Source organism: Pantoea sp. B_9, assembly GCF_008632015.1.
Classification (GTDB): domain Bacteria; phylum Pseudomonadota; class Gammaproteobacteria; order Enterobacterales; family Enterobacteriaceae; genus Pantoea; species Pantoea dispersa.
Map to the genome: position 1 here is coordinate 169936 of NZ_VWVL01000007.1, position 23603 is coordinate 193538.

Annotated in this window: 29 protein-coding genes; 11 read left to right on the forward strand and 18 right to left on the reverse strand. The window is 51.9% G+C overall.

Features of this window, described 5'->3' with window-relative positions; translation table 11 throughout:
* Nucleotides 1–215: 215 nt before the first annotated feature.
* The 9 genes from F3I21_RS19265 to F3I21_RS19300 all read right to left on the reverse strand — a co-directional run bounded on the left by F3I21_RS19265 (nt 216) and on the right by F3I21_RS19300 (nt 8591).
* Nucleotides 216–551, reverse strand: a complete 336-nt coding sequence (locus F3I21_RS19265) for a hypothetical protein (protein ID WP_150059560.1) — start codon at nt 549–551, stop codon at nt 216–218.
* 254 nt (nt 552–805) lie between these two features.
* Complete coding sequence (locus F3I21_RS19270; protein WP_150059561.1) at nt 806–3007, reverse strand: S8 family peptidase; 2202 nt, start codon at nt 3005–3007, stop codon at nt 806–808.
* The gene (locus tag F3I21_RS19275) at nt 3007–4089 is read right to left on the reverse strand and encodes an AAA family ATPase (RefSeq protein WP_150059562.1); all 1083 of its coding nucleotides are present in this window, start codon (nt 4087–4089) and stop codon (nt 3007–3009) included. Before F3I21_RS19275 ends, F3I21_RS19270 begins: the two co-directional genes overlap by 1 nt.
* Nucleotides 4090–4234: 145 nt before the next feature.
* On the reverse strand, nt 4235–6592 hold the full coding sequence (locus F3I21_RS19280) for a replication endonuclease (protein ID WP_150059563.1): 2358 nt from the start codon (nt 6590–6592) through the stop codon (nt 4235–4237).
* Nucleotides 6589–6762, reverse strand: a complete 174-nt coding sequence (locus tag F3I21_RS23270; RefSeq protein ID WP_190286112.1) for a hypothetical protein — start codon at nt 6760–6762, stop codon at nt 6589–6591. The genes F3I21_RS19280 and F3I21_RS23270 overlap by 4 nt, the downstream gene beginning before the upstream one ends.
* On the reverse strand, nt 6759–7577 hold the full coding sequence (locus F3I21_RS19285; protein ID WP_150059564.1) for a Dam family site-specific DNA-(adenine-N6)-methyltransferase: 819 nt from the start codon (nt 7575–7577) through the stop codon (nt 6759–6761). Before F3I21_RS19285 ends, F3I21_RS23270 begins: the two co-directional genes overlap by 4 nt.
* Nucleotides 7570–7806 carry a TraR/DksA C4-type zinc finger protein gene (locus F3I21_RS19290; RefSeq protein ID WP_072209993.1) on the reverse strand — a complete coding sequence of 79 codons (237 nt, stop codon included), beginning with the start codon at nt 7804–7806 and terminating at the stop codon, nt 7570–7572. Before F3I21_RS19290 ends, F3I21_RS19285 begins: the two co-directional genes overlap by 8 nt.
* Nucleotides 7806–8033 (reverse strand): DUF2732 family protein, encoded by a 228-nt coding sequence (locus tag F3I21_RS19295; protein WP_150059565.1) that lies wholly within the window; start codon nt 8031–8033, stop codon nt 7806–7808. Before F3I21_RS19295 ends, F3I21_RS19290 begins: the two co-directional genes overlap by 1 nt.
* 75 nt (nt 8034–8108) lie before the next feature.
* Complete coding sequence (locus tag F3I21_RS19300) at nt 8109–8591, reverse strand: hypothetical protein (protein WP_150059566.1); 483 nt, start codon at nt 8589–8591, stop codon at nt 8109–8111.
* Nucleotides 8592–8752: 161 nt separating this feature from the next.
* On the opposite strand from F3I21_RS19300, the gene F3I21_RS19305 reads away from it, so the two are divergent.
* Nucleotides 8753–9028 carry a hypothetical protein gene (locus tag F3I21_RS19305; protein ID WP_150059567.1) on the forward strand — a complete coding sequence of 92 codons (276 nt, stop codon included), beginning with the start codon at nt 8753–8755 and terminating at the stop codon, nt 9026–9028.
* 530 nt (nt 9029–9558) lie between these two features.
* Here the strand turns inward: F3I21_RS19305 and F3I21_RS19310 are convergent.
* The 3 genes from F3I21_RS19310 to F3I21_RS19320 all read right to left on the reverse strand — a co-directional run bounded on the left by F3I21_RS19310 (nt 9559) and on the right by F3I21_RS19320 (nt 10494).
* A complete protein-coding gene (locus F3I21_RS19310) occupies nt 9559–9819 on the reverse strand; it encodes a hypothetical protein (protein ID WP_150059568.1) in 261 nt (86 codons plus the stop codon).
* A 120-nt stretch (nt 9820–9939) separates the two neighbouring features.
* A complete protein-coding gene (locus F3I21_RS19315; protein ID WP_190286113.1) occupies nt 9940–10215 on the reverse strand; it encodes a hypothetical protein in 276 nt (91 codons plus the stop codon).
* Entirely contained in the window at nt 10216–10494 is a 279-nt protein-coding gene (locus F3I21_RS19320; RefSeq protein WP_081315799.1) for a Cox family DNA-binding protein, read from the reverse strand.
* A 133-nt stretch (nt 10495–10627) separates the two neighbouring features.
* On the opposite strand from F3I21_RS19320, the gene F3I21_RS19325 reads away from it, so the two are divergent.
* The 3 genes from F3I21_RS19325 (at nt 10628) to F3I21_RS19335 (ending at nt 12422) form a co-directional block, all read left to right on the forward strand.
* The gene (locus F3I21_RS19325) at nt 10628–10927 is read left to right on the forward strand and encodes a helix-turn-helix transcriptional regulator (protein WP_058759409.1); all 300 of its coding nucleotides are present in this window, start codon (nt 10628–10630) and stop codon (nt 10925–10927) included.
* Between the two features lie 27 nt (nt 10928–10954).
* On the forward strand, nt 10955–11224 hold the full coding sequence (locus F3I21_RS19330; RefSeq protein WP_058759410.1) for a helix-turn-helix transcriptional regulator: 270 nt from the start codon (nt 10955–10957) through the stop codon (nt 11222–11224).
* A gap of 106 nt (nt 11225–11330) precedes the next feature.
* Entirely contained in the window at nt 11331–12422 is a 1092-nt protein-coding gene (locus F3I21_RS19335; protein ID WP_081315801.1) for a tyrosine-type recombinase/integrase, read from the forward strand.
* Between the two features lie 162 nt (nt 12423–12584).
* On the opposite strand, the gene cpxP is transcribed toward F3I21_RS19335, so the two are convergent.
* The gene (cpxP, locus tag F3I21_RS19340) at nt 12585–13097 is read right to left on the reverse strand and encodes a cell-envelope stress modulator CpxP (RefSeq protein ID WP_021507049.1); all 513 of its coding nucleotides are present in this window, start codon (nt 13095–13097) and stop codon (nt 12585–12587) included.
* 150 nt (nt 13098–13247) lie between these two features.
* Between cpxP and cpxR the strand changes: the two genes are divergently transcribed.
* From cpxR to trmL, 3 genes are read left to right on the forward strand one after another with little or no spacing between them, the layout of a single operon-like run.
* On the forward strand, nt 13248–13946 hold the full coding sequence (cpxR, locus tag F3I21_RS19345; protein WP_007885339.1) for an envelope stress response regulator transcription factor CpxR: 699 nt from the start codon (nt 13248–13250) through the stop codon (nt 13944–13946).
* Nucleotides 13943–15319 (forward strand): envelope stress sensor histidine kinase CpxA, encoded by a 1377-nt coding sequence (gene cpxA, locus F3I21_RS19350; protein ID WP_031279625.1) that lies wholly within the window; start codon nt 13943–13945, stop codon nt 15317–15319. Before cpxR ends, cpxA begins: the two co-directional genes overlap by 4 nt.
* Nucleotides 15320–15354: 35 nt before the next feature.
* The gene (gene trmL, locus F3I21_RS19355; protein WP_021507051.1) at nt 15355–15828 is read left to right on the forward strand and encodes a tRNA (uridine(34)/cytosine(34)/5-carboxymethylaminomethyluridine(34)-2'-O)-methyltransferase TrmL; all 474 of its coding nucleotides are present in this window, start codon (nt 15355–15357) and stop codon (nt 15826–15828) included.
* Here the strand turns inward: trmL and cysE are convergent.
* From cysE to F3I21_RS19380, 5 genes are all read right to left on the reverse strand, one after another.
* Nucleotides 15825–16640, reverse strand: a complete 816-nt coding sequence (gene cysE, locus F3I21_RS19360; protein WP_021507052.1) for a serine O-acetyltransferase — start codon at nt 16638–16640, stop codon at nt 15825–15827. The two genes, trmL and cysE, sit on opposite strands and share 4 nt — an antisense overlap.
* Nucleotides 16641–16708: 68 nt before the next feature.
* Complete coding sequence (gene gpsA / locus F3I21_RS19365) at nt 16709–17728, reverse strand: NAD(P)H-dependent glycerol-3-phosphate dehydrogenase (protein ID WP_059010949.1); 1020 nt, start codon at nt 17726–17728, stop codon at nt 16709–16711.
* Nucleotides 17728–18192, reverse strand: a complete 465-nt coding sequence (secB, locus tag F3I21_RS19370; RefSeq protein WP_021507054.1) for a protein-export chaperone SecB — start codon at nt 18190–18192, stop codon at nt 17728–17730. The genes gpsA and secB overlap by 1 nt, the downstream gene beginning before the upstream one ends.
* 40 nt (nt 18193–18232) lie before the next feature.
* Nucleotides 18233–18487: a glutaredoxin 3 gene (gene grxC / locus F3I21_RS19375; protein WP_010616518.1), complete on the reverse strand. Its 255-nt coding sequence runs from the start codon at nt 18485–18487 to the stop codon at nt 18233–18235.
* A gap of 19 nt (nt 18488–18506) precedes the next feature.
* The gene (locus F3I21_RS19380; protein ID WP_058759412.1) at nt 18507–18938 is read right to left on the reverse strand and encodes a rhodanese-like domain-containing protein; all 432 of its coding nucleotides are present in this window, start codon (nt 18936–18938) and stop codon (nt 18507–18509) included.
* 249 nt (nt 18939–19187) lie between these two features.
* Here F3I21_RS19380 and envC point away from each other — a divergent pair, with 249 nt between their 5' ends.
* The 4 genes from envC to F3I21_RS19400 all read left to right on the forward strand — a co-directional run bounded on the left by envC (nt 19188) and on the right by F3I21_RS19400 (nt 23599).
* The gene (gene envC, locus F3I21_RS19385; RefSeq protein ID WP_150059569.1) at nt 19188–20489 is read left to right on the forward strand and encodes a murein hydrolase activator EnvC; all 1302 of its coding nucleotides are present in this window, start codon (nt 19188–19190) and stop codon (nt 20487–20489) included.
* A 3-nt stretch (nt 20490–20492) separates the two neighbouring features.
* Nucleotides 20493–21398 carry a divergent polysaccharide deacetylase family protein gene (locus F3I21_RS19390; RefSeq protein WP_150059599.1) on the forward strand — a complete coding sequence of 302 codons (906 nt, stop codon included), beginning with the start codon at nt 20493–20495 and terminating at the stop codon, nt 21396–21398.
* Nucleotides 21399–21465: 67 nt separating this feature from the next.
* Nucleotides 21466–22695, forward strand: a complete 1230-nt coding sequence (locus F3I21_RS19395; protein ID WP_150059570.1) for a glycosyltransferase — start codon at nt 21466–21468, stop codon at nt 22693–22695.
* Nucleotides 22688–23599, forward strand: a complete 912-nt coding sequence (locus F3I21_RS19400; RefSeq protein ID WP_058775481.1) for a hypothetical protein — start codon at nt 22688–22690, stop codon at nt 23597–23599. The genes F3I21_RS19395 and F3I21_RS19400 overlap by 8 nt, the downstream gene beginning before the upstream one ends.
* Nucleotides 23600–23603: the final 4 nt, after the last annotated feature.

Here is a 23603-nt window from a genome sequence, read left to right on the forward strand (position 1 = left end):
GTGCCTTTTTTTGCACTTTTGCGGTCAACCGGAAACCGCGCCAGTACTGGTTAGAACAGTAACAGAAGGGGCTGCGAAAGTTGTGCAAATTAATCTACTTTGTTGCAGTGATTGTACGGCAAATTTTTCTGTCCCCGTGTGCCAGTAAAAATTCACAATTAACAGACGCAAAAAAGCCCCAATTAGCGGGGCGTTGTTCATTGCAAATGTTGGGCTTAGTGAAGTATACGTCTGTCAGACAGCGCAGGAGCATCAGCGGCAGGGAAGCAAATAGAGTTTTCTTTCTCCAAAGAATCAGAATCATGAACCATCGCATGTTTTTTTTCGATACAGATTAAAACGGTTCCTGGCTCATCAATACAATCGCACACCTGCTCGATAACGACTGTGTACACGTCGCGGACGACGCCTTTAAAAATACAGCTGATGCGCAGGTGATCACCAATATCCGGCTTCATGAAACCGTCGAAGGTGAGAAACATTTCCGTTATCAGACCCATGCGTATACGTCCGAATGTGTCAGGGCCGTAATTCGTATCGTAGATTTTCATGGCGGTTATCGCTAAGGGGCGGGTTGAACTCTCTGACGGTATATCGGTGAAAACGCGTCCTTTCAACTTATGTCAGCAACTGACAATATCAATTAGGAATTATCTGTAAAGGATAGAGCCACCCGAGGGCTTTGCAACATCCGTGATCTTCCGCTTCCTCCCCCGACAGACTCGTTACACTCGCTAATCGGCGCTGCGGGAGCGGTTATAAATGAACCATATTAAAAAAAAGGCCGCATAAGCGGCCCTTGAATTTAAGAGTCCAGCTCAATTTGAGTACGTAATTGAATAGGATTGAGAATAGAATATCTTTGCCGAATAATGTTATACATATCAAAATCTTTTACCTTCACACTTATTACCATGGCATATTGCATGTCCGGTGCAGATACATTTTTGACATGACGTGATGAATCACGAGCGTGATACCTGATATCGAAAAGCGGGTCACTAAGTAGAGTATCGGCGCTGAATTTTTTACTTCTGTGAAGACATGTTTCCCATTTATGTCCTTCACTGCGACACTCTCTTTCAGTTTTATACTGGCTTTTTTGCCCGAAAAAGTCGTCGGTATCTTCATCACCTAAACCGTATCGGGGACGAAAAGACACCTGCATTCCAGCTCTTGTATAATTGACTGAATGCTCAGGATCAACAGGGGTTTGAATGCATAAAGTTGCTGTAAGCTCAAATGCCTCATTAAAAGGCACATCTGGGAAAGGTATTGGAGCTCTTAAATATTTATTCTTAGCTAACGAACCGTAATAAATTACTGTAGCGGTATCATCAGCACAATCAATCAGAACATTTGGATCTTCACTGAACCGCCCCCAACCAATATGTTCTCGTGAACATTTTTTGGATGCTTCGGCATGATGAACAAGCAATGCTTTTAGTGCGATAGTGTTCAACGGAGTTCCAGATAATGCAGCAACCCCAGCAGCGGTTCTGAGCGCTAAAGGAGAAGCATAGCTAGTTCCCTGAACACCAACGATTGCACCAAGCAGGGGATTAAAAGTGTATAGAGGTTCTTCGTCGCTTCCTCCGAAGATAATCCCGTCTGGCTTAACAAAACCAGGGCTTCGCCCCGGACCTATACAACTATAAGGAGCTCTACTCCATTTTTTACCACTGCGATCCGCCGCACCGATTGCTAGAGCATTTACCATATCTGATGGAGGCTGAATTCTGGCTGCATCTCCATCCTCATGTCCATCATTACCCACGGCTACTGTTAGTAATATTCCATGCTTTGCGCAGATCTGGTCTAAAACCGCCGTCCATACATGAACTTCATCATCACCTATTGGTAAATGCGGACCAATACTCAAGTTGGCAAACTTATAGTCACCGCTATCCAATACGGATTGGATCTTTTTCAATACATCAAATAAATCCCAGTCACCGTTTTCACCCGAAGTAGGTGAAAGAACTCTGTAGTGATCTACATCCATAAAGGGTCTGTTGAAAGCAGGTGCTTTCTCATCTACACGCCCAAAGAGAAAAGTAGATGTCACTTCATTACCATGCTGTAACAAATAACCACTTGTTTCTTTAGTATCAGGGTAAACATATTCAGTGACCCAATCATTTAAATCTGCCGTACCAAGCCCACCGTCAAAAACCGCAATGCGCTCTGAATCTAAAATAGACTTTCCAGCAGGTAGTTCTGGAGTTTCAATCGTAGAAATCTTTCTCACTATATTGGGTTGTGTACAACGTAGTGCTGGCATAGGGCGGACCACACGAATAAGTGAAAAGCCCAAAGCGTTACGCATGTCCTCAAGCCGAGCGTGAGCAACAATAAACGTTAAACCACCAACTTGAATTTTACTTTTGTAATCTACATTAACCCTAAATCTTGCCGCGTAATTAACGTACAATTTTACGATATCATCGTCTTCAGGACCAGCATGCAGAACAACCTCAAATTTCAGCAGATCTCCGTTTACTTGAGTGAAGTTTCTCGCCTTATCGGTATCATTCAAGAAGCTCACGCTTTCGATTTCGATCAATTCTTTTTGAACTCCTTTAGGAGCTGAAGAAGAATTGAGTATCTCCTTAAAATTAACTATCGCATCATCATTGCCACTAATAAACAGTTGGGCTGTGACAAGGCTTTTATTCATATCACATTGTCTAGCCGCCTTTCGAGGGCGAATTACAACTTGACGGCTCCCTACATCTCTTAATCCAGTAGCCCTGAGTAAACCCTCGGGGAAATAACTTTTCCCCAAGAAAGCAGGATGGAGGGTTAAGTTAAAAACACTTTCCCCTCTTGGCTTAGCATCATCATCCAATTTTTTCATTCGAGAGATTAATGCATCTATTTCAGGATTGAGATGCTCTCTTACCTCATCGATAGTATATGGATAACGCTTACCACTTCTTCCTGGAGGTAATGGCTCATTTGATGTTAATACATTTCCATTTCCTAACAACAGGTTCCTTTCCATTATTTAATCCCCCATCTTTGTAATTTACTCGCCACCGTAGGATGTGAAACCCCAACTAACTCAGCTATCTTTCTATTAGAGACGCCATCAAAGTGGTGCTTGATAATATTTAAATCCACATCGCTAAAATCACTTGAAGAAACCCTTTCCATAACAACTGATTCTATTAGTGAACTTTCAAATGGCACCTTATTTAAAACTTCATTTTTCTTAGAAAAGTTAAGGATCCTATTGATTATTGCAAAAGATAAACCATCTAATAGTGGGGAAAGCTTTTTTGATAAACTCGGCTCAATACCATTCTTAACTAAGTATTTATCAATTAAATCAATTGAAGGAGAGTTAAACTTCAGTATATGCTCAAAGCGCCGCCATACAGCGGGGTCAAGAATATCAGGGTGATTCGTAGCAGCTACTAATAAAGAAGTTGCAGGCCACTCATCTATTGTTTGCAGTAATACTGTAACCAAGCGTTTTAATTCGCCAACATCTCTATCGTCATCACGTCTTTTAGCAACTGCATCAAACTCATCAAGTAAAAGCACGCAAGGTTTTTCTTTAGCATAATCCATGACAGATTTAATGTTATTGCCTGTTTTACCTAACAAAGAGCTCATCACCGACGAAAGGTCTAATGTCAAAAGGGGGAGATTAAGCTTAGCCGCAAGCCAATGAGCCGACATTGTTTTACCAACGCCCGGAGGACCCGATAGTAAAACAGTTTTAACAGGTTCAAGACCAGCCTCAAATAATGAAGTGGCGTTTATGCGCTCGTTGACGATAGATTCTAATTTCGTTGAAATTTCAGAGCTCCATATCGGTTCCTCTGAAATTGCATCAACCGGAGTTTCCTGTAAAAGGTTACGCCTTGAATCACCGTCTACAGGTAATGGCGCTTTGTTTGATGCTCCACGCAAAACTGTGCCTTCTGCCACCAGAGATGCCAGCTTAGAAGCTAAAGCATCATCATTTTTGCGGATGGAGTTGATCATCTTTCTGCAAAGGAGAGTAAATGCATTTGCATTGCCTTTAATGCCTTGCTCGATGAGTTTGAAAAGTTCATCCTCTCTCACATTTACCATAATTTCCCCTAAAAAACATATACTTAATTTAAGTGGTAATCATTTTACTGATCAATTTATAAAAATCTTACCACTAAGAATCCATTTTTTCAAAGGATATCCCAAATTTTACTGTATGAATAATCAGCCCTGATCACATTCAGCATCATACGGACCAAGCATCTTTCAAGCGCTCTATCAGAACCTTGGCACGCTGACTTGCAGGAGGCAGCGTACCTTTAAACTCACCAGCTAAAACCGTCCACCATTTGCCGTCCAGGCACATTCGCTGCCCGCTGATCATCAATTTTGCCTGGCTGAAACTAATTTCCAGCCCCAGCCAGCGGGCATCCTCAACCACTTTTTGCACTAGTGCTTCAGCCTGAACGGGAGAGACCTGCTCGCTTCGCCGCTCTTTTATAGCTTCTTTCTGGTGCCGGACCTCTGAAATCAGCTTCCGGTTCAGCTCGCGCCGCTCTTTGCGGCTCAGTTTTTCGAAGTTAAGCGCAACGACATCACTTTCCGGTGCCTGAACAGCTACGAAATGGCCAGAACGGTCATTAATAACCGTCCTCAATACCGGTGGTTTTTCATCCTGTAGCGGCTCCCGCGTACAGTTATTGACAGAACTCCGAGGGGCGGCGATGCCGCCTGAAACGTCAAAGGCCTCATCCGTGCTGGCTTTCAGCTTGGGCACGATTTTGTATTCAACGGTGCGGGTATAAATGATGTCGCGAGGCGAGAAAGGCGAATAAACCCCGGAAATACGGCTGACATCATCACCGTAGTCATTACCGTTTTCGGTGATCTCATAATTCAGTCGCACGCGGAGGTCTTTGCGCTGCACCAGCGGCCCACCCTGAGCCGCGACATACCCGGCCCAGTCGCCGGCATCAGCAGCCTGATGAACAGGTGATATTTCGGGGTGCAGCACCAGCTCTCGATCACGCAACCGGCGCAGCTCTCTGTAAACAGTAACCGGCGCGCCACCTATCGGCTGGAACTGACGGATGCGCCAGCGTGAAGACCAGGCGCTTACGCGCTTCGCAACATCCTTTAAATCTTCGCCAGTTTCGTCATCCTTCTCACCATCAAGTGCATAGCCATCGATGTTTTTGGAGATGTATTTAGCGATATATCCCGTTGCTGAGCCGAATTGCTCATCAATGGGCACCACTTTAAAGCGCGCCTCTTCAGCGCCTTTCTCGTCACCATCAATCTCAAGCGCATACTCCCGGAAAATGGCGCGGGCCTGCTCTATGCGGTCTGGCTGGAAGAACAGCAATAAGTGCCAGTGAGGCGTAGCATCGTGATGGGGCTCCGTTACACGGAAACCAAAGGCACGTATACCTTTACGCGCCCAGGCTGAGCGCACCTTAGACCAGACGTTGCAAAGATAGCGCTGCGTCTCGCGCGGGTTTGCCGCCTGATATTTGTTATTTCTCTTACCGCTTACCTGCATAGCGTGATATTTGGACGGTGCAGTCAGCGTGTAAAAGTCACCGATCAACCCCTGCGCCTTTGCCAAATCCTCAAAGCCGCGCATTCTGACCATGAGTTCAGCGCGGCGGATTGCAGGATTAGCAATACTGCCGTCCACTTTCTCGGCCAGCGATGAACGCTCTCCGGTGTCCTGGTCTTCAAGCTCCATGGCGTTGAGGAATTCGCGGTTAGCCCTCTTCTGAGCAACCCACTCATTCAGGGCTGGATCACTGCAATACGGAGCGGCTTTTTTATGCACATAACCTGCCGCTATCATCAGATGCTCACGCCACTGATCGTGCATTTTTCGAAGGCGCCGCAGCCACCATGAAGGTGATTCAATACGCGCGGCCGCGCACAACGCCTCTTCTGCTGTCAGCTCTTCAGCGCAATATTTTTGCCATCCCGGTGCGGTCATGTTGAGGTGGGTAATCAGCCAGGCGGCACGGCCGTAACCGGACAGAATGGAAAATCCGGTGTCACCGTGCTTTTCCATCTGAAGGTTGGCTTCTTGCATAAGTTCATTGGTCAGCTTATCTGCCAGCCGGTATGAAAGTTTCTTCAGCTCACGCTTACCCGCCCACGGGATGCGGTGAAAATCGTCCCGAAACTCCATCAGTACGGCCGGCATGCTGCTGTCTGGCAGATATTGATTATTCACGCTATCAACGCGAGGAAGAACAAAGCGGCCAAATGATGCCTTCAGCCAGTGAGCCGCTTTTTTCTTACCCTGTTGCTCTTCAATTTCAGTCAGCTTTTGTGCATAGAATCGACGTATGTATTGCGGCAGAGATTGCAGGCGACGACGCAGCAGCCGCTCTTCCTGATCACGAGCTCGGCGCTGCCCGAAGAGATCAAAAAACTCAACTGATCGTGATTCGCCATCGTGGCGATAGCGGATTAAACCGGGTGCGTGGTCCACCACGTAGTCAGCGGAATCTCTGGCGGCATTCCATGCATAAGCCCCGGCAGGCTCAGGTGCTTTGCCGGGGAATGGGGGCGGAGGTGATGGGGCGATTCTGCCGCGTGTTGTCTCTGTCATATCGCGATGACATCACCCGGCTTGACGGTACGCGCCTGCTCTTCGGTATCTTTGAAAAGTTCAGTTTTGGTCAGACTGCCATACGCATTAGCTTCAACCTCAACCAACCAGAAATGACGATACGGCCGGATATCGATTATGCGTGTGATTACTGCGTCAACAAGGTTCATGCCGCCACCTCACTAACAGCAACCACACGGCTTACGGCAACAATCTCGCTGGCTTTTTTACCTTTACCAGCAGCAACGCCGATGCTGCGCGCAACGCTGATAACGTGGCGATCAAACCCCGCGTAGAGCTCCTGAACCAGCGGGGTATCGCTGTTTGAGGCAACCACTGATATGCCTGCCGATATTAACGAGCTAAGCAACTGCGCCAACTGCCGCTGCTTGTCATCGTTGAAAGCGTCGGTGTGATATTGGGTAAATGCGCCGGCATACGGAGGATCGCAATAGACCACGTCACCTGCCTGAACCTGAGCCAGCGTTTCAGCAAAGTCCGCGCAGATAAACGTTGCGCGCTGGGCTTTAGCTGCGAATGCACGGATTTCATCAACCGGCAGATGCGGCTTAGCCTGCTTTTCATAAGGCGTATTGAAATCACCCCTGCGGTTGTAGCGGCACAGCCCCCGATAACCGTGGCGGTTTAAATAGAGAAAATAGGCGGCGCGATAAAGCAGCGGCAGGCTGGCTTCATGATTAAATTCATTGCGAATGCGGCGATAATCCTCTTCGCTACCGTTCTGAGCGAAGATCCCGGCAACCAGTGCAGTGAATGGCTTTTCAAACTCTTTCACCTGCTGATAGAGGTTGATGAGATCAGGATTTATATCAGCGATAAGATATGCCGGGTAATCGGTATTCATCATCACGGCACAAGAGCCGGCGAACGGCTCTACCAGTCGCGCCCCGGCGGGTAAATACTGGTTTAGCTGAGCCATTACTTTTGCTTTGCTGCCAGCCCATTTCAGGATTGTTTTATTCATGGCAGCCGCCCCGCATTCCTGTGACTTTCGCGCGTCGCTCTATTAGCTCCTGACATGTTGCACACGTTGATACGCCAACCAGTGCACGGCGACGCGCTTCAGGTATTGGCTCATCACATTCTTCACAAAATGAACTGCTGGCTGCGGCCGCTTTTGGCCGTGCTGCAGTAATCTGATGCGCCAGCATTTCGGCGGCGCGGTCCTGGGCGATATCTATGATATCTGGCATCACAAACCCCCTATGGCCTGCGCTTCATACTTCGCGGCTTCTTTCATCAGAAGTTCAGAAGTTGCAGCGGGGCTGAGCTGGTTCTTAAGGATGTGAATCGCCAGTGCGTTGAGGCGGATGGAAACGGAGTAGGCTTTATCCTGCTGCCCCTCCTGAATGGCTTTGGTAAGCATGGAGATCATGACGTTTTCACAGCTCGTCACTTTCGCCCGCGGTATTGATTGCATGTAGTCACCCTTTTTTAGGTTGCACGAAGCCCGGCGAGTAATTCGCCTGATTTAAAAAATCAGTGGTTATTTATTTCAGAAGCCGTTAGCGCGCTGTAATTCGTCCGATATTTCCGTTACATCGCTAACTGAAGAAGTTGGCACTTCTTTTAGTGATTCTTCATCACTGTTTTGCGCTTTACGCTTCTCCGCCTCTTCCTCAGCAATTCTCGCCGCGGCTTCCTCACCGGGGCGGCTATATGGGATTCGGTCTGATAATTCTTTAAGCGCCTTCATTCCCGAAATAAGCGTCAATTTTTCCTGCGCTGAAAACTGACAATATTCATACTCAATTTGCTCCTGACCGAGCCTCGCCATTTTCCCCGGCCAGCTATCGGCCTTTACATTTCCCAGCACAAAAATGGCTTTGCGCTCAGCTGCGGAAAATTTATTGAAAGCGCACGCTATGGCCGTGCCTCCCCGCTGCTCGATCATCTTCTTGTGAAACCGCTGAAGATAGGGTGCAGCTATCGCGGCATAAGGGTTTGCCGCCCTTTTTCCTCCCGCGATAACCTTCATAGACCACCTCACAGAGACTTATTAGGCGCACCGCTCGTAAGCGATGCCTCGGATAAGCACCGGCTTTTTAACCATGGCCGGCTCATGGCGTGTTATCTTCGTTTCGCTCGCTTTAATGCCTGACCGCACGGCGAACTAACGAATCAACACAAGGAATACAAATGGATCAGAACATTAAAAAACTATTCGACTACATCTCCGCTGTTAATGATGCGGGTGAATCATGCAGACATGATGTTTATGCCCTGTCCGTTTTTAGTGTCGCTGTCTTTTCAGTGCTCGAACCTGCGCAAAAAGTGAAAATAATCGATTCCCTACATGCTCAGCTTAATTCTTATCGCCAAGGCTCTAAGGAATATCAGGATGCTGAAGCAAAAACGCAGTCAGCCTTGCTAAACATTCTTCGTGCACTTGGCGCTGAACCAAAATCGCAGTAATTTTTTTATTAACCCTTCTACCTAATTCTGATTTAGCCATGCCATGAGCATGGCTTTTCCCTCTGATTCTCTGATTTAAAATAACTCGGTTCATAAATTCCTCTTATCAGCCGCAACACTCGTAAATGATGCCCCTGATAAGCCCGGCATATCGCGCCAACCCTACTCTGCTATACCAGTCCACTTGAAATTCACGGATTTTTTGTAACAATCATATCCGCCTACTACCTTAGAAGTATTAAAACAAAAACCTGACCTTAACTGGTCCCTATAACCAGGGAAAACATATGCCTACATATACAGCAGTATCAGAGCACTTCACTGAACTCATACGCACTCTTATTGATAGAGATGACCCGATTTCTGACCCAGTATCCCAGGAGGAGTTACTGGACATGTACCTCACAATTGGCGCTCTTCTTAAATGGAAGTTTGGTAGCGGCTACTCTGTGATTCATGCAGAATTTGGTTCCCTACCCAAGCAATAACAACAAAAAAGCAGTGGCTAAACCCGGCTTCGTGCCGGGTTTTCAGTTCACTGACGGGGACGGATATTCCCCACGGTTGCACTGCGCAACAACGCTTTCCAGTTCATCAGCGGACTCAGCATCACCTGATGCGTTCGCCACAGTCACCAGACCTTCAAGCCCAATGCTCAGGCGAAATGCATAATCGGCCAGAGAGTTTTCACGCACCTGCGGTGCCACGGCTGTTGCCGCTTTCAGTACCATCACTTTGCTGTGATAGGCATTCAGCAGATTATTTTTTAACACCTGGTATTCATGACGCATTTTTATTGGCTCCCTGTTTGCTTGCCTTGTACTGCTTCGCCCGCTGTCGCCGGCAAATGCCCTGAATGATCAGCTGCACTGACTCAATCAGTCCCCACGCCAGCAGCGTCAAATAACACGCTAATTGCCATTCTTCGGCACTGAACAATCTGTCACCTCGCATTTCATCAACGTGACACCGAGGCGCTCACACCACACTTCATGATCACGATGCAGGCCATCAATGGTGCGTATTGCTTCGGCCTGAGCGAACTCCTGCCCGTAATACATGCCGTCTTTGGTCACCTGATAGCGATGATTTTTATCGACTGCGCTGCGCGGCAAACGCTGGATTGTGAAACCGCGATACAGGCTGACGTGCTTGTTTACTTCAACTATCTGATGCGCCGCTGACATTTAAAGCCCCAGCCACAGCAACCAGGCATCGCGTTGTTCGGTCGGTCGGGAGTAATATGCGTCCCGCATAGCGCGATTAAATTCAGGTAGATACACCATTTTTTCACCAGCTCGGCCGGTAGGGTTTTCCGGGTTACGCCACTCGATCAGCGGCAGCTTATTGTTTTCAGCCATCGCTTTAATTGCGCTGGCCGGCTTACCAATCAGCTCACCAAATTTCTGGTACGTGACTGCATCAGCGAGGCTTTTGACCTCCAAACCATCACTCATCGTGCTCATGTGATAATCTCCTGTTTCAAGGCTCCAGCTGCTTCTAACTGCTTCCTACGGCTTCTAGTTGCGGCTGCTTTTTGTTTAACCATAGATACGGAGCTCCGTATCTTTTGATGGATTTAATACGGAGTTCCGTATCATGTCAAGCGACTACCAAAAAAAATTAAGACTTATCCGAAAGGCAGAAGGGCTAACTCAGGCGGCAATGGCAAAGGAGACAGGCATAAGCCTCAGTTCAATAAGAAATTATGAAACTGGAGGGCAAGAGATCGGCTTAACCATAATTGAGAGAGTTATTCAGCTGCCCCGATTCATGAAATACACCTTATGGCTTATGACAGATCAGACGGCTACAGAAGCTGGTCAAATAGCGCCCAATGGCCATGAAAATTTGACTAAAGGTGACGATAACCCTCCCGCGATAAAGCAAAGTAATTAATCAATTACATATGGGAGAAGTTATCAAATGCATGATTATGGAAGAAAACTTCGTGCGATTAGGAGTGCAGAAGGATTAACGCAACAGTCCTTTTCTGATTTAACTGGGTTTGGCATCAGCACAGTAAAAAACTACGAGTCCGGGCAAAAGCAAGCCGGCCTATCGGTTATTCAACGCGTGTTAGAGATCGAGACCTTCCAGAAATACACGCTTTGGCTAATGCTCAATAAAACAACTGAAGCTGCCGGCCAGATCTCGCCGGCTCTCTCACACAGTGGGCCAGAAAAAACAGATTAACGCCAATTAACAGGCAGGGATGGTTAGCGGTACATTCCGCCTGGCTGCTGAGCCATACCGGCCCGGCAAATGATGAAGTAACACCATCTATCAGGAGGGCTCAGCCATGAGCATAAAACCAACTGATGATGGTCAATGGATGGTGGACATCCGCCCTAACGGTAAAGCAGGAAAGCGATACCGGAAGAAATTTAGCAGAAAGTCTGACGCGAAAGCGTATGAGCTCTGGATATTAAGTAAGGCAAGCGAGCCTGATGAATGGGCCAAGCAACCCACAGATCGCCGCCGTATCTCCGAGCTGTTAGAAAATTGGTGGAAAGTTCATGGCGTCACGCTGAAGAACGGCAAAATTGAGCGGATGCACCTGCTTAAAACCATCGCGCAAATTGGTGATATGCCGGCAAACGCCCTTAGCAAAAAAAACCTGCTCCAGTTGCGAACGTCCAGACTTGCAGCGGGAATATCACCGGCCACTATTAACCGTGATGTTTATCGCCTTTCCGGCATGTTCTCTACGTTGATTAAGCTCGGGGAATACCGCCAGCCAAATCCGGTGCAGGAGCTGCCGCCATTAAAACAGGCGGATCCGGAAGTCATATTCCTGATGCCGGACCAGATCACTGCGCTGCTTAACGCTCTGGAAGGTGACGAAAGAAAAGTCGCGCTGGTTTGCCTGAGCACAGGCGCACGATGGAGTGAAGCGGCGGAACTGGATTCAATGCGGGTACGTATGGGACGAATCCACTTTTTCGCTACCAAGAACGGCAAAAACAGAGTGATCCCGATATCGTCAGAGTTGGAGAAGCTGATCAGCTCACGCAAAAGCGGGAAGTTGTTTAAAGTCGATTATGAGAGCTTCAGGGAGAAGCTGCGAACCGCAGTTCCAGAGTTGCCGCGTGGACAGGCGACACACGTTCTCAGGCACACTTTCGCGAGTCATTTTATGATGAACGGCGGAAACATCATCACCCTGCGTGACATTCTCGGGCATGCGAAAATTGAGCAGACAATGATTTATGCCCACTTCGCGCCAGACTTCCTCCTACACGCTGTAACGCTCAATCCACTAAGGGGAGGGCTGGAAGCTGTCGAGATAGGAAAAAGCAGCGAGAGTGGCGGAGAGCCAGTCAAAAATGATGGCGCTGAGGGTAATCAGGAAATCGTGTCCACCTTGTGTCCACCTGTGACCACAATGTGACCCTTTTCCAGTTGCTTATAACTGGTTCCTGTTGGTTGATAACTCAAACTAACTAACTGTTTTAGCTTGGTTTTGTTTGTAAGTTATTGATAAAAAAAACCCCGCCATCATGGCGGGGAAGACAGGGATGGTGTCTATGGCAAGGAAAACAGGGATACTATGTTACTGGTTACTGCTGGTACTACTCACTGCTTGCAGCGGTGATGATGGCTGCAATCCGGAGAGCCGACGCGCTTCATTCAGGCGCCGCTCAAAATTCTTCTGCAATGTCGCTTGCTGTGCAGGCGTTAGCAGGTGATACATCTGATTACGAACCCGGGCCATCTCGATTTGCAGTTCTACCTGCTCGCGGGCCTGTTTCTCTGCCTGCTGGCGGATAGCCGATTCGTTAAATTTGTCTGCAATGACAAGGTCATGCATAGTTTCTATGTCCTGAACGCTTAACACCGGGCGTTCATGGCGCGCTTGCTGCATCAGATCGCGCATCTGTTGCCGCTGTTGTTCAGTCAGCTCAATGCCATCGAACATGTGGCTTTGCGGATTTTGCGTCATACTGCCTGTCGTCAATCCGCCGTTATGATGCATCTCGTCAATCGTCGTCGTGTCTGCTGCTTCTGCGCTGGCGTGACTGAGAACCATCGCTGAGGCAAAGACGACGGCGGTTAAGTAGCGCATCGTTTACTCCCGGTTCGTTCCGTTTTGCGATTCAACGAGAGCTAGTGTACGGCGACAGCTGCAAACATCCGTCAGGGGGTGTAAAACTACGTAAAGCGTTGGATTGCCACTATAGGAACACGGTATTTTGCCTGCGGAGGGCAACAAAAAATGAATAAAATCCTGTTGGTTGATGACGACCGCGAATTGACTTCGCTGCTTAAAGAACTGCTTGAAATGGAAGGTTTTGAGGTGATTGTCGCCAGCGATGGCGAGCAGGCGCTCAATCTGCTGGACAACACCGTCGACCTGCTTTTGCTCGATGTGATGATGCCGAAGAAGAACGGTATCGACACGTTAAAAGAGCTACGCCAGCAACATCAAACCCCTGTCATCATGCTGACCGCCCGCGGTAGCGAGCTGGACCGCGTTCTGGGCCTGGAACTGGGCGCGGATGACTATCTGCCAAAGCCATTCAACGATCGCGAACTGGTGGCGCGTATCCGTGCGATTCTGCGCCGTTCCAACTGGAGCGAACAGCAGCAACAGCACGATAACAGCTCACCGACGCTGGAAGTGGATTGCCTGCGCCTGAATCCGGGCCGTCAGGAAGCCAGCTTCGACAGCGAAACGCTGGATCTCACCGGCACCGAGTTCACCCTGCTCTACTTACTGGCGCAGCATCTTGGCCAGGTGGTGTCACGCGAGCATCTCAGCCAGGAAGTGCTGGGCAAGCGCCTGACGCCGTTTGACCGCGCCATCGATATGCACATCTCTAACCTGCGTCGTAAGCTGCCGGAACGTCGTGATGGTCATCCGTGGTTCAAAACTCTGCGCGGACGCGGCTATCTGATGGTTTCGGCATCATGATTGGAAGTTTGACCACCCGCATCTTCGCCATCTTCTGGCTCACCCTGGCGCTGGTGTTGATGCTGGTACTGATGGTGCCAAAACTCGATTCGCGCCAGATGACCTCACTGATGGAGAGCGAACAGCGCCAGGGCACCATGATTGAGCAACACGTTGAGGCGGAGCTGTCACAGGATCCGCCCAACGACCTGATGTGGTGGCGCCGGCTGTTTCGCGCCATCGACAAATGGGCACCGCCCGGTCAGCGCCTGCTGCTGGTGACCAGCGAAGGACGAGTGATCGGTGCGCAGCACAATGAAATGCAGGTGATCCGCAACTTTATCGGCCAGTCCGATAATGCCGATCATCCGCAGAAGAAAAAGTATGGCCGCGTCGAGATGGTCGGCCCCTTCGCGGTGCGCGACGGCGAAGACAATTACCAGCTGTATCTGATCCGTCCCGCCACCAGTTCCCAGCTCGATTTCGTCAACCTGCTGTTTGACCGCCCTCTGCTGCTGCTCATCGTCACCATGTTAATCAGCTCACCGCTGCTGCTGTGGCTGGCGTGGAGCCTGGCGCGTCCGGCACGTAAGCTAAAACATGCCGCGGATGAAGTGGCGAGCGGAAATCTGCGTCAGCATCCGGAACTGGAATCGGGCCCGCAGGAATTTCTCGCAGCCGGATCCAGTTTCAACCAGATGGTGAGCGCGCTCGAACGCATGATGACGGCACAGCAGCGTCTGCTGTCGGATATCAGCCATGAATTACGCACGCCACTGACGCGTCTGCAGCTGGCAACTGCGCTACTGCGCCGGCGTCATGGCGAAGGCAAAGAGCTGGAGCGCATTGAGACCGAAGCGCAGCGTCTGGACGGCATGATCAACGACTTGCTGGTACTGTCGCGCACCCAGCACAAGAACGCGCTGGTGAGCGAAGCGATGAAGGCCAACCAGCTGTGGAACGGCGTGCTGGAAGATGCCAAATTCGAAGCGGAGCAGATGGGTAAAACCATGGACGTACCGTATCCGCCCGGTCCGTGGCCGCTGTACGGCAACCCACACGCGCTGGAAAGTGCGCTGGAGAACATTGTGCGTAACGCGCTGCGCTATTCGCACACGCACATCAGCGTTAGCTTTGCGGTGGATATTCAGGGCATTACCGTGCACGTGGACGACGACGGTCCTGGCGTCAGCCCGGAAGATCGCGAGCAGATTTTCCGTCCGTTCTACCGCACCGATGAAGCGCGTGACCGTGAATCCGGCGGCACCGGGCTCGGGCTGGCGATTGTCGAAACCGCCGTGCAACAGCACCGCGGCTGGGTGAAAGCCGATGATAGCCCGTTAGGCGGTCTGCGCCTGACGCTGTGGCTGCCGCTGTACTCCGCCCGGCAATAATTTGCTATGCTGCGGCCCTCGTTTCCGGGGGCCTTATGCTAAACATCGTCTTATTTGAACCTGAAATCCCGCCAAATACCGGCAACATCATCCGCCTGTGCGCCAATACCGGCTTTCAGCTGCACCTGATTGAGCCGTTAGGCTTCGCCTGGGATGATAAACGCCTGCGCCGCGCCGGACTGGATTACCATGAATATACCGCGCTGAAAAAGCACGCCAGCTACGCCGCTTTTCTGGCGGCGGAAGCGCCACAGCGCTTATTCGCGCTGACCACCAAAGGCACACCGGCGCACAGCGCCGTCAGCTATCAGCCGGGCGACTATCTGCTGTTTGGCCCGGAGAGCCGTGGCTTACCGCCAGAAATTCTTAATGCGTTACCGGCAGAACAGAAGATCCGCATTCCGATGCGCGCGGAGAGCCGCAGCATGAACCTGTCGAATGCGGTTTCAGTGGTGGTGTATGAGGCATGGCGCCAGCTGGATTATGCGGGCGCGCTGATCAAAGGCTAGATGCCGTCGCCGTACTCAAACCCGGCGCCGGTGAAGTGCTGATCCATATCCATTGACGGTTTGTCGCTGGCTGGTTTGCCGACAATGCGCGCCGGCACGCCGGCCGCCGTGGTATGGGGCGGCACCGGCTGCAAGACCACCGAACCGGCACCGATTTTGGCACCGCGCCCGACTTCAATATTGCCAAGGATTTTGGCCCCCGCGCCAATCATCACCCCTTCACGGATCTTCGGATGGCGATCGCCGCTGGTTTTACCGGTACCGCCCAGCGTGACCGACTGCAGAATGGAGACGTCATTTTCCACCACAGCCGTTTCACCAATCACGATGCCGGTGGCGTGATCCAGCATGATGCCACGCCCGATGCGCGCCGCCGGATGAATATCCACGGCGAATGAGACCGAGATTTCGTTTTGCAGATACACCGCCAGCGCGCGCCGTCCCTCTTTCCACAGCCAGTGGCCAATACGGTACGCCTGCAGCGCGTGGAAGCCCTTCAGATAGAGTAACGGCGTGGAATATTTGTCGACCGCCGGATCGCGCTGACGCACTGCCTGAATATCGTACGCGGCCGAGACAATCATCTCAGGATCCTGACGATAGGCTTCTTCAACAATTTCGCGTATGGCAATAGCGGGCATGATCGGGTTAGCGAGCTTGTTAGCCAGCATGTAGCTGAGCGCGCTGCCGAGATTTTCGTGCTTGAGCAAGGTCGCATGGTAAAAACTGGCCAGCATCGGTTCACAATCGGCCAGCGCTCTGGCTTCGGCTTTGATATGGTTCCAGACCAGTTCTAACTCTTCAGACGACATTGCTGTTTGCTCCCGATAAAAAAGCGCCCGATTAGGCGCTACAGGTGATAATGCTTAAGCGTCCTGCTTTAGCTTTGGCTGTTCTCGTCCTTCCTTGTACGACCAAGCAGGCTCAATGCTGCCTCTCGCGCCGATTTTTCGCAATATAATACCTGATAAATTTGCTCGGTTATTGGCATTTCCACGCCCACACGCGCAGCTAATGCTTTGACTTCTTTGGTATTTCTGTAGCCTTCTACAACTTGTCCGATAATGCGTTGCGCCTCATCCACGCTTTCGCCCTGCCCCAGCATCATGCCGAAACGGCGGTTGCGCGACTGATTATCGGTACAGGTCAGCACCAGATCGCCAAGACCCGCCATGCCCATAAAGGTCGTCGGATCGGCACCCAGCGCAGCACCGAGACGGCTCATCTCCGCCAGACCGCGGGTGATGAGTGCCGTACGCGCGTTGGCACCAAAGCCAATGCCGTCGGAGATCCCGGCACCAATCGCAATGACGTTTTTCACTGCGCCGCCCAGCTGCACGCCGATGAAGTCCGGATTGTTGTAAACGCGGAAGCTTTTGCCGCAGTGCAGCTTTTGCTGCAGATCGTCGGCAAACTGCGCGTCAGTGGCCGCCAACGCAATCGCCGTTGGCAAACCAGCCGCCAGCTCTTTGGCAAAGGTCGGGCCGGAAATCACCGCCAGCGGAATGCTGTCGCCGAGGATTTCGCGCGCCACATCCTGCAGCAGCCGTCCGGTCTCTTTTTCCAGTCCTTTGGTCGCCCAGACAATGCGTGAGTCGGCACGCAGCAGCGGTTTGAGCTGCATCAGCACATCGCCGAACACATGGCTTGGCACCACCACCAGCAGATCGCGGCTGGCGCTGACGACGCGGGCCAGATCGGCTTCAGGAACGAGATTATCGGGGAAAGGAACATCGGGCAGGAAAGCGGTATTGCATCGGTCAGCCTGCAGCTGCGCCACGCTTTGCGGATTGTGGCCCCACAGCAGCACCGGGTGGCCATTACGGGCCAGCGTAATGGCCAGTGCGGTGCCGTACGAGCCGGCACCGATGACGCTAATCGAAGCGTTGAGTGTAGTCATCAGGCATCCTGACGTGGCGCTTCGCCTTCACCCTGCTGCTGCAGATAATTCATGAACAGCGCATCAAAGTTGACCGGCGCCAGATTGAGCTGAGGGAAGGTACCGCGTGACACCAGGCTGGTGACACATTCACGCGCATACGGGAACAGAATGTTCGGGCAGTAAGCGCCGAGGCAATGTGCCATCTGCGTGCCTTCGATACCGCTGATGGTGAAGATACCGGCCTGCTGTACTTCGCACAGGAACGCGGTGTCTTCGCCCACGGTGGCGGTGACAGTAACGCGCAGCACGACTTCATACACTTCATCCGCCAGCTGAGAAGAGGCGGTGTCCAGATCCAGCTTCACTTCCGGTTCCCACTCTTTCTGGAAAACCTGAGGTGCGTTTGGCGCTTCAAATGAGACGTCTTTGGTGTAAACGCGTTGAATCTGGAACTGCATTTCGTTGCTGCTATGCTCTGACATGTTACTGAATCCTTTAAGTGAAAATTGTCGGTCGAAAATGTTATGCGCGGAGCAAGGGATCGAGTCCCTGACGCCCGTCCAGCGCGTAGAGATCGTCACAGCCGCCAATGTGCTGCGCGTCAATAAAGATCTGTGGCACCGTGGTGCGGCCGCTGCGTTTGATCATCTCTTCGCGCTTTACCGCGTCCCCATCAATGGGAATCTCCTGGTATGACACGCCTTTTTGATCCAGCAACGCCTTCGCCCGGTGGCAGTAAGGACAGGTCACTTTGGTGTAAATCTCAACATTAGCCATGCGGTGATACCTCAGGAAGTTATTTACCGCGAACCAGCGGCAGGTTTTCGCCACTCCAGCCGCTCACACCATCTTTCAGCACGGTCACTTTGTCAAAACCCGCTGCGCTAAGGGTGGCTGCCGGTTCTGCGGCGCTCTGGCCGGTGGCACATACCACAATTATGGGCTGCGACTTGTGCTTTTCCAGCTCGCCGAAGCTGCCTTTTTTAATATCGGCTGCGGCGATGTTAATAGCCCCTGAAATGTGTCCTTTGCGATAGTCGTCGCGTGAACGAACGTCTACCACCACCGCGTCCTCTTTGTTGATCAGGTGGGTTGCTTCACCACGGCTGATGGTTTTTACCTTAGAGAACATACCTTTAACGGTGGTTACAATCACCAGAATAAGTAAAGCGACCCATGCCAGACTAAGGATGGGGTGATTGCTTGCAAACTGCATAATTTCTTGCATGAGGGGTAACGACTCCAGACCGGGGCTAATAAGCTAAAACAAGGGTTCTGAGTATACCTGCGCCACTTCGCATGTACAGTCGCGAAGCGGGCAGAGTTACGATTTGTGCGTCATTTTCCAAAAAAAGTGTTCTAATCGCAAAATTGAGGCAATCTTTATCCCGGTAAGCTGTGGCCGACATCTTTCGTAAAGCAAAACCCGGCCGGGATAACTGGTAAGCGGCTGTTCATCGTGGAATAATTATCGACTATGAAGGGAAAAGCGACCGTTACACACACAAGGACCCGTTACAACGACCCGGCATCTCCGTTGTCATTTCGCTGGTCCGATATCTCCCTTAGCCTGCTTTGTGCGGGTGCGTTGCTGTTGCCCGTCGCCGCACATAGCGCCGATGACAGCAAAACGCAGCTAAAGTCCATTCAGCAGGACATCGCCGAAAAAGAGAAAAGCGTTAAAGCGCAGAAGCTGCAGCGCAGTAAGCTGCTCGATCAGCTGCAGAGTCAGGAAAAAGTGATTGCCCAGGCCAGTCGCCAGCTGCGTGAAACCCGCAACAGCCTGAGCGCGCTGAACGGCGAAATCGCCCAAACCACCGCCGCGATTGCCCGGCTGGAAAAGCAGCAGGCGCAGCAGGAAAAACTGCTGGCGCAGCAGCTGGATGCCGCGTTTCGTCAGGGCCAGCACAACGGCGTGCAACTGCTGCTCGGCGGTGAAGAAGCACAGCGTAGCGAACGCATTCTGGCCTATTTTGGCTACCTCAATGCCGCCCGGCAAAAAAACATCGACGAGCTTAAGCAGACTCAGCAGGAGCTGGCGCAGCAGCGTCAGGCGCTGCAGGGCAAGCAGGAGCAGCAAAAGTCGCTATTAGCGCAGCAGCAGACGCAACAGAACAAGCTGGAAACCGCCAGCGCCGCGCGTAAGAAAACACTGTCCGCACTGGAGAGCGCGCTGGAGAAAGATCAGGCCGATCTGGTCGAGATGCGCCAGAACGAAAGCCGCCTGCAGGACAAAATCGCCAAAGCCGAACGTGAGGCGCGCGAACGGGCGCAACGCGAAGCGCGCGAGGCGGAAAAAGTGCGCCAGCGTCAGGCCCAGGCAAAAGCCAAAGGCTCCAGCTATTCCCCTACACAAAGCGAGCGCGAGCTGATGGCGCGCACCGGCGGCCTTGGCCGGCCGGGCGGACATGCCATCTGGCCAGTGCGCGGTCGCATTGAACATCGCTTTGGTGAAGCAATGCAGGGCGAACTGCGCTGGAAAGGTCTGGTGATTGATGCCCCGGAAGGCACTGAAGTCAAAGCCATTGCTGATGGTCGCGTGCTGATGGCCGACTGGCTGCAAGGCTACGGCCTGGTTGTGGTCGTCGAACACGGTAAAGGCGATATGAGCCTTTATGGCTACAATCAGAGCGCGTTGGTGAGCGTCGGTGCGCAGGTGAAGGCAGGACAGCCTATCGCCCTCGTGGGCACCAGCGGCGGCCGCGGCACGCCCTCGCTCTACTTTGAAATTCGTCGTCAGGGACAGGCCGTCAATCCACTGCCGTGGTTAGGAAGATAAGTGTTGTTTCAGTCCCAAAAGCTTAGCGCCGCCCTGTGCGGGCTGTTTTTCACCTTTACCGCCCATGCGGGAAAACTGGCTATCGTCATTGACGACTTCGGCTACCGCCCGGCTGAAGAGAATAAAGTGCTGCAGATGCCCGCCGCGATTTCTGTGGCGGTGCTGCCCAACGCGCCTCATGCGCGTGATATGGCAACCAAAGCGCATCAGGGCGGTCATGAGGTGCTGATTCACCTGCCGATGGCGCCGCTGAGCAAGCAGCCGCTGGAGAAGGATACGTTAACGCCGGAGATGAGCAGCGAAGAGATCGCGCGCATCGTGCGTGACGCCAGCAACAAAGTGCCGTATGCGGTTGGCCTGAACAACCATATGGGCAGCAAAATGACCTCCAGCCTGCCCGGCATGCAGAAAGTGATGCAGGTGCTCAATCACTACAACTACTACTTCCTCGATAGCATGACCATTGGCAACAGCCAGTCGGTCCCGGCCGCACAGGGCACGCAGGTTAAGGTGCTGAAGCGGCGCGTATTCCTCGACGACAGCCAGAATGAAGCGGCGATTCGCACCCAGTTCACTCGCGCAGTGAAGCTGGCACAGCGTGATGGCTACGCTATCGCCATTGGCCATCCGCATCCCACCACGGTACGGGTGTTGCAGCAGATGTTGCCGACGCTACCGGGCGATATCACCCTGGTCCGCCCCAGCCAGTTGCTCAACGAACCGCTGCGCCAGGGCGCTACGCCGCCGGCCAGCACGCCGGAGAAACCGCGTACCCCGGTATTCCGTGCGCCTGGCGTGTGTAAGCCGGGCCAGCCGCTGCCAGCCGTACCGCAGAGTCGTGCGGTGGAGGTGGTGACAGAGAGCATTACCGGCAGTCCACTCATGCAGTCGCTTAAACAGCTATTCTGATTATCAGGCGCAGCGTGCTGCGCCTTATTTAACGCCACACCTTTTCCGCGCAAGGATATCGGAACAGATGACGTCAACCAGAAAGAAAATTCTGCTGCTGGATACCGGGCGCGAATGGGGCGGCGGCACCAACAGCATGCTGGAATTACTCAAGCGCATCGATCGCCAGCGTTTCGCTATCACCTGCTGTTTTTATCAGAATTATGCGCGTGGCAATCAGGAGACCATTGCCTCGGTATTAGACGCGATCGGCATTCCGGTGATATTTATTGCGCAGCGTCGCCAGCCGCTCTGGGCAAAAATCACCAAAGAGTTACTGCGTACCCTGCTGTTTTTTAACCGCGCGGTGAAAAAAAACGCCATCGACCGCATCGATCGCCAGTGGCGCATGCAGCCTAACGCCCGCCAAATCGCGACGATTTTACGCGACGGTGGCTATGATGCGCTGTACATGAATAATCAGCCCAGCACCAACGTTGAAGGCTATCTCGCCGCTGAACAGACTCACGTGGCGTTAATTCAGCACTGCCGCATTGATCCGTTACTCAATAATGCGCTGGTCAAGATGATTAATCGGCATTGTGATGCGGTGATTGCCGTGTCACAGGGCGTACACCGCACCCTGAGCAAAAGCGGTGTTGATGCGCAGCGCTGCTTTACCGTATCCAACGCTATCGATATTCATCAGCCGCTGCCGGTGCGTGAGGCGGTGCGTCAGCGCTTTGATTATCCCGCGGATACCTTTATTTTCGGCTCCATCGGTTCCCTGATTGCGCGTAAATCCAACCATCATATTTTGCAGGCGCTAGGTGCATTCAGCCGCGCGCATCCTGCCGCTAAATGGAAAATGGTGATCGTCGGTGCCGGCCCGGAGCAGCAGCACTTACAGCAGCTGGCACAAAAAGAGGGGATTGCCGCGCAGGTTATTTTTACCGGCTTTCAAAATAACGCGCTGGATTATCTGGCGGCATTCGATACGTTTATTCTCGCCTCAGCCAGTGAAGGCCTGCCGCGCGTGGTGCTGGAAGCGATGCTGGTGAATACGGCGGTGATAGGTTCGAATGTCGTCGGTACGTCGGAATTAATTCAACACAGCGAGACCGGTTTACTGTTTGACTATGGCAATACGCAACAGCTTAGCCAGCATCTTAGCGCGCTGTGGCAGGATACTGCACTGCGCCAGCGTTTAATCGCCGCCGCCGCCGCCCGGGTGCGCGAGCGCTATAGCATCGAACATTACGTGTCGGGCGTGGAAAACATTCTGGAAAACGTCATGGAGAGAAAAAAGCATGTTTGATTTTTTAAATAAACACCGTCGCTATATTCTCTCGCGCCACAACATTCCCGCCACGCAGGCGGATGCGCAGGGCACAATTGCCGTTAGTTCCGTAGTCATCCCCTGTACCGGCGCTGATTACATTGAAGAAGCGGTGCTCAGCGCTTATTTTGCCAGCCGCTGCGCCGACACCATCAGCGAAATTGTCATCGTCAGCGATCAGCCTTCCAGCGCTTTTCCGCCGCTGCCGGCACGCGTGCGCGTGGTGACGCTGGAGGTGCCGTTTCGTGAAGAAAACTACCGTTATAAACAGATCTACCGCAGCCGCCTGATTAAACTTCAGGCCCCCTTGCAGGCGACCGGTGAAGGTATATTGATGATCGATTCCGATCTCAATTTATTAAAAACGCCGGATATTGCGATGCGTGAGCATCATCTGTACAGCAGCTTCCGTCAGGGCAAGATGATCGCCAAACTGGCCGGCGCGCCAGAAGAACATATTCCGGCCTATTACCACCACACCGTTCGCCCTTATTTGCAGGATCACGTGAATGGCGCCTATCTGGCGGCCTCCCGTCGCACATGGCAGCGTATTTGTCCGTTGTGGCTGACGTTATTTAATGATACCTGGGAATTGATGAACGACGACCAGCCGCCAACCGATCAGCTACCGCTCGCTGCCCTGCTCGACCTGCTGGATCTCCGCACGGTCAATCTGGGCGAATGGGCTAACTGGCCGGTGTCGAAACGCATTGGTGGTCAGTCGGCCGTGATTCCACCGCAGGTGATTGGCGCGCATGGCGGCTTTCCCTTAAGTGAATGGCAAAAATATTTGCAGGATCCGCACCAGCCGCTGAGCTTTAAGGGCCAGGATTACACGCGTAAGGTGCGTTACCTGACCGATGCGGAAAAACAGCAATCCTGAGCGT

Coding starts and splice junctions, on each gene's coding strand:
- F3I21_RS19400 (WP_058775481.1), top strand. CDS start 22,688: ATGTTTGATTTTTTAAATAAACACCGTCGCTATATTCTCTCGCGCCAC.
- F3I21_RS19270 (WP_150059561.1), bottom strand. CDS start 3,007: ATGGAAAGGAACCTGTTGTTAGGAAATGGAAATGTATTAACATCAAAT.
- gpsA (WP_059010949.1), bottom strand. CDS start 17,728: ATGACTACACTCAACGCTTCGATTAGCGTCATCGGTGCCGGCTCGTAC.
- F3I21_RS19335 (WP_081315801.1), top strand. CDS start 11,331: ATGAGCATAAAACCAACTGATGATGGTCAATGGATGGTGGACATCCGC.
- F3I21_RS19325 (WP_058759409.1), top strand. CDS start 10,628: ATGTCAAGCGACTACCAAAAAAAATTAAGACTTATCCGAAAGGCAGAA.
- F3I21_RS19320 (WP_081315799.1), bottom strand. CDS start 10,494: ATGAGCACGATGAGTGATGGTTTGGAGGTCAAAAGCCTCGCTGATGCA.
- F3I21_RS23270 (WP_190286112.1), bottom strand. CDS start 6,762: ATGAACCTTGTTGACGCAGTAATCACACGCATAATCGATATCCGGCCG.
- cpxR (WP_007885339.1), top strand. CDS start 13,248: ATGAATAAAATCCTGTTGGTTGATGACGACCGCGAATTGACTTCGCTG.
- F3I21_RS19280 (WP_150059563.1), bottom strand. CDS start 6,592: ATGACAGAGACAACACGCGGCAGAATCGCCCCATCACCTCCGCCCCCA.
- grxC (WP_010616518.1), bottom strand. CDS start 18,487: ATGGCTAATGTTGAGATTTACACCAAAGTGACCTGTCCTTACTGCCAC.
- trmL (WP_021507051.1), top strand. CDS start 15,355: ATGCTAAACATCGTCTTATTTGAACCTGAAATCCCGCCAAATACCGGC.
- F3I21_RS19290 (WP_072209993.1), bottom strand. CDS start 7,806: ATGCCAGATATCATAGATATCGCCCAGGACCGCGCCGCCGAAATGCTG.
- F3I21_RS19305 (WP_150059567.1), top strand. CDS start 8,753: ATGGATCAGAACATTAAAAAACTATTCGACTACATCTCCGCTGTTAAT.
- F3I21_RS19315 (WP_190286113.1), bottom strand. CDS start 10,215: ATGTCAGCGGCGCATCAGATAGTTGAAGTAAACAAGCACGTCAGCCTG.
- F3I21_RS19395 (WP_150059570.1), top strand. CDS start 21,466: ATGACGTCAACCAGAAAGAAAATTCTGCTGCTGGATACCGGGCGCGAA.
- cpxA (WP_031279625.1), top strand. CDS start 13,943: ATGATTGGAAGTTTGACCACCCGCATCTTCGCCATCTTCTGGCTCACC.
- F3I21_RS19380 (WP_058759412.1), bottom strand. CDS start 18,938: ATGCAAGAAATTATGCAGTTTGCAAGCAATCACCCCATCCTTAGTCTG.
- F3I21_RS19275 (WP_150059562.1), bottom strand. CDS start 4,089: ATGGTAAATGTGAGAGAGGATGAACTTTTCAAACTCATCGAGCAAGGC.
- secB (WP_021507054.1), bottom strand. CDS start 18,192: ATGTCAGAGCATAGCAGCAACGAAATGCAGTTCCAGATTCAACGCGTT.
- F3I21_RS19285 (WP_150059564.1), bottom strand. CDS start 7,577: ATGAATAAAACAATCCTGAAATGGGCTGGCAGCAAAGCAAAAGTAATG.
- F3I21_RS19295 (WP_150059565.1), bottom strand. CDS start 8,033: ATGCAATCAATACCGCGGGCGAAAGTGACGAGCTGTGAAAACGTCATG.
- F3I21_RS19330 (WP_058759410.1), top strand. CDS start 10,955: ATGCATGATTATGGAAGAAAACTTCGTGCGATTAGGAGTGCAGAAGGA.
- cysE (WP_021507052.1), bottom strand. CDS start 16,640: ATGTCGTCTGAAGAGTTAGAACTGGTCTGGAACCATATCAAAGCCGAA.
- F3I21_RS19265 (WP_150059560.1), bottom strand. CDS start 551: ATGAAAATCTACGATACGAATTACGGCCCTGACACATTCGGACGTATA.
- F3I21_RS19300 (WP_150059566.1), bottom strand. CDS start 8,591: ATGAAGGTTATCGCGGGAGGAAAAAGGGCGGCAAACCCTTATGCCGCG.
- F3I21_RS19310 (WP_150059568.1), bottom strand. CDS start 9,819: ATGCGTCATGAATACCAGGTGTTAAAAAATAATCTGCTGAATGCCTAT.
- envC (WP_150059569.1), top strand. CDS start 19,188: ATGAAGGGAAAAGCGACCGTTACACACACAAGGACCCGTTACAACGAC.
- cpxP (WP_021507049.1), bottom strand. CDS start 13,097: ATGCGCTACTTAACCGCCGTCGTCTTTGCCTCAGCGATGGTTCTCAGT.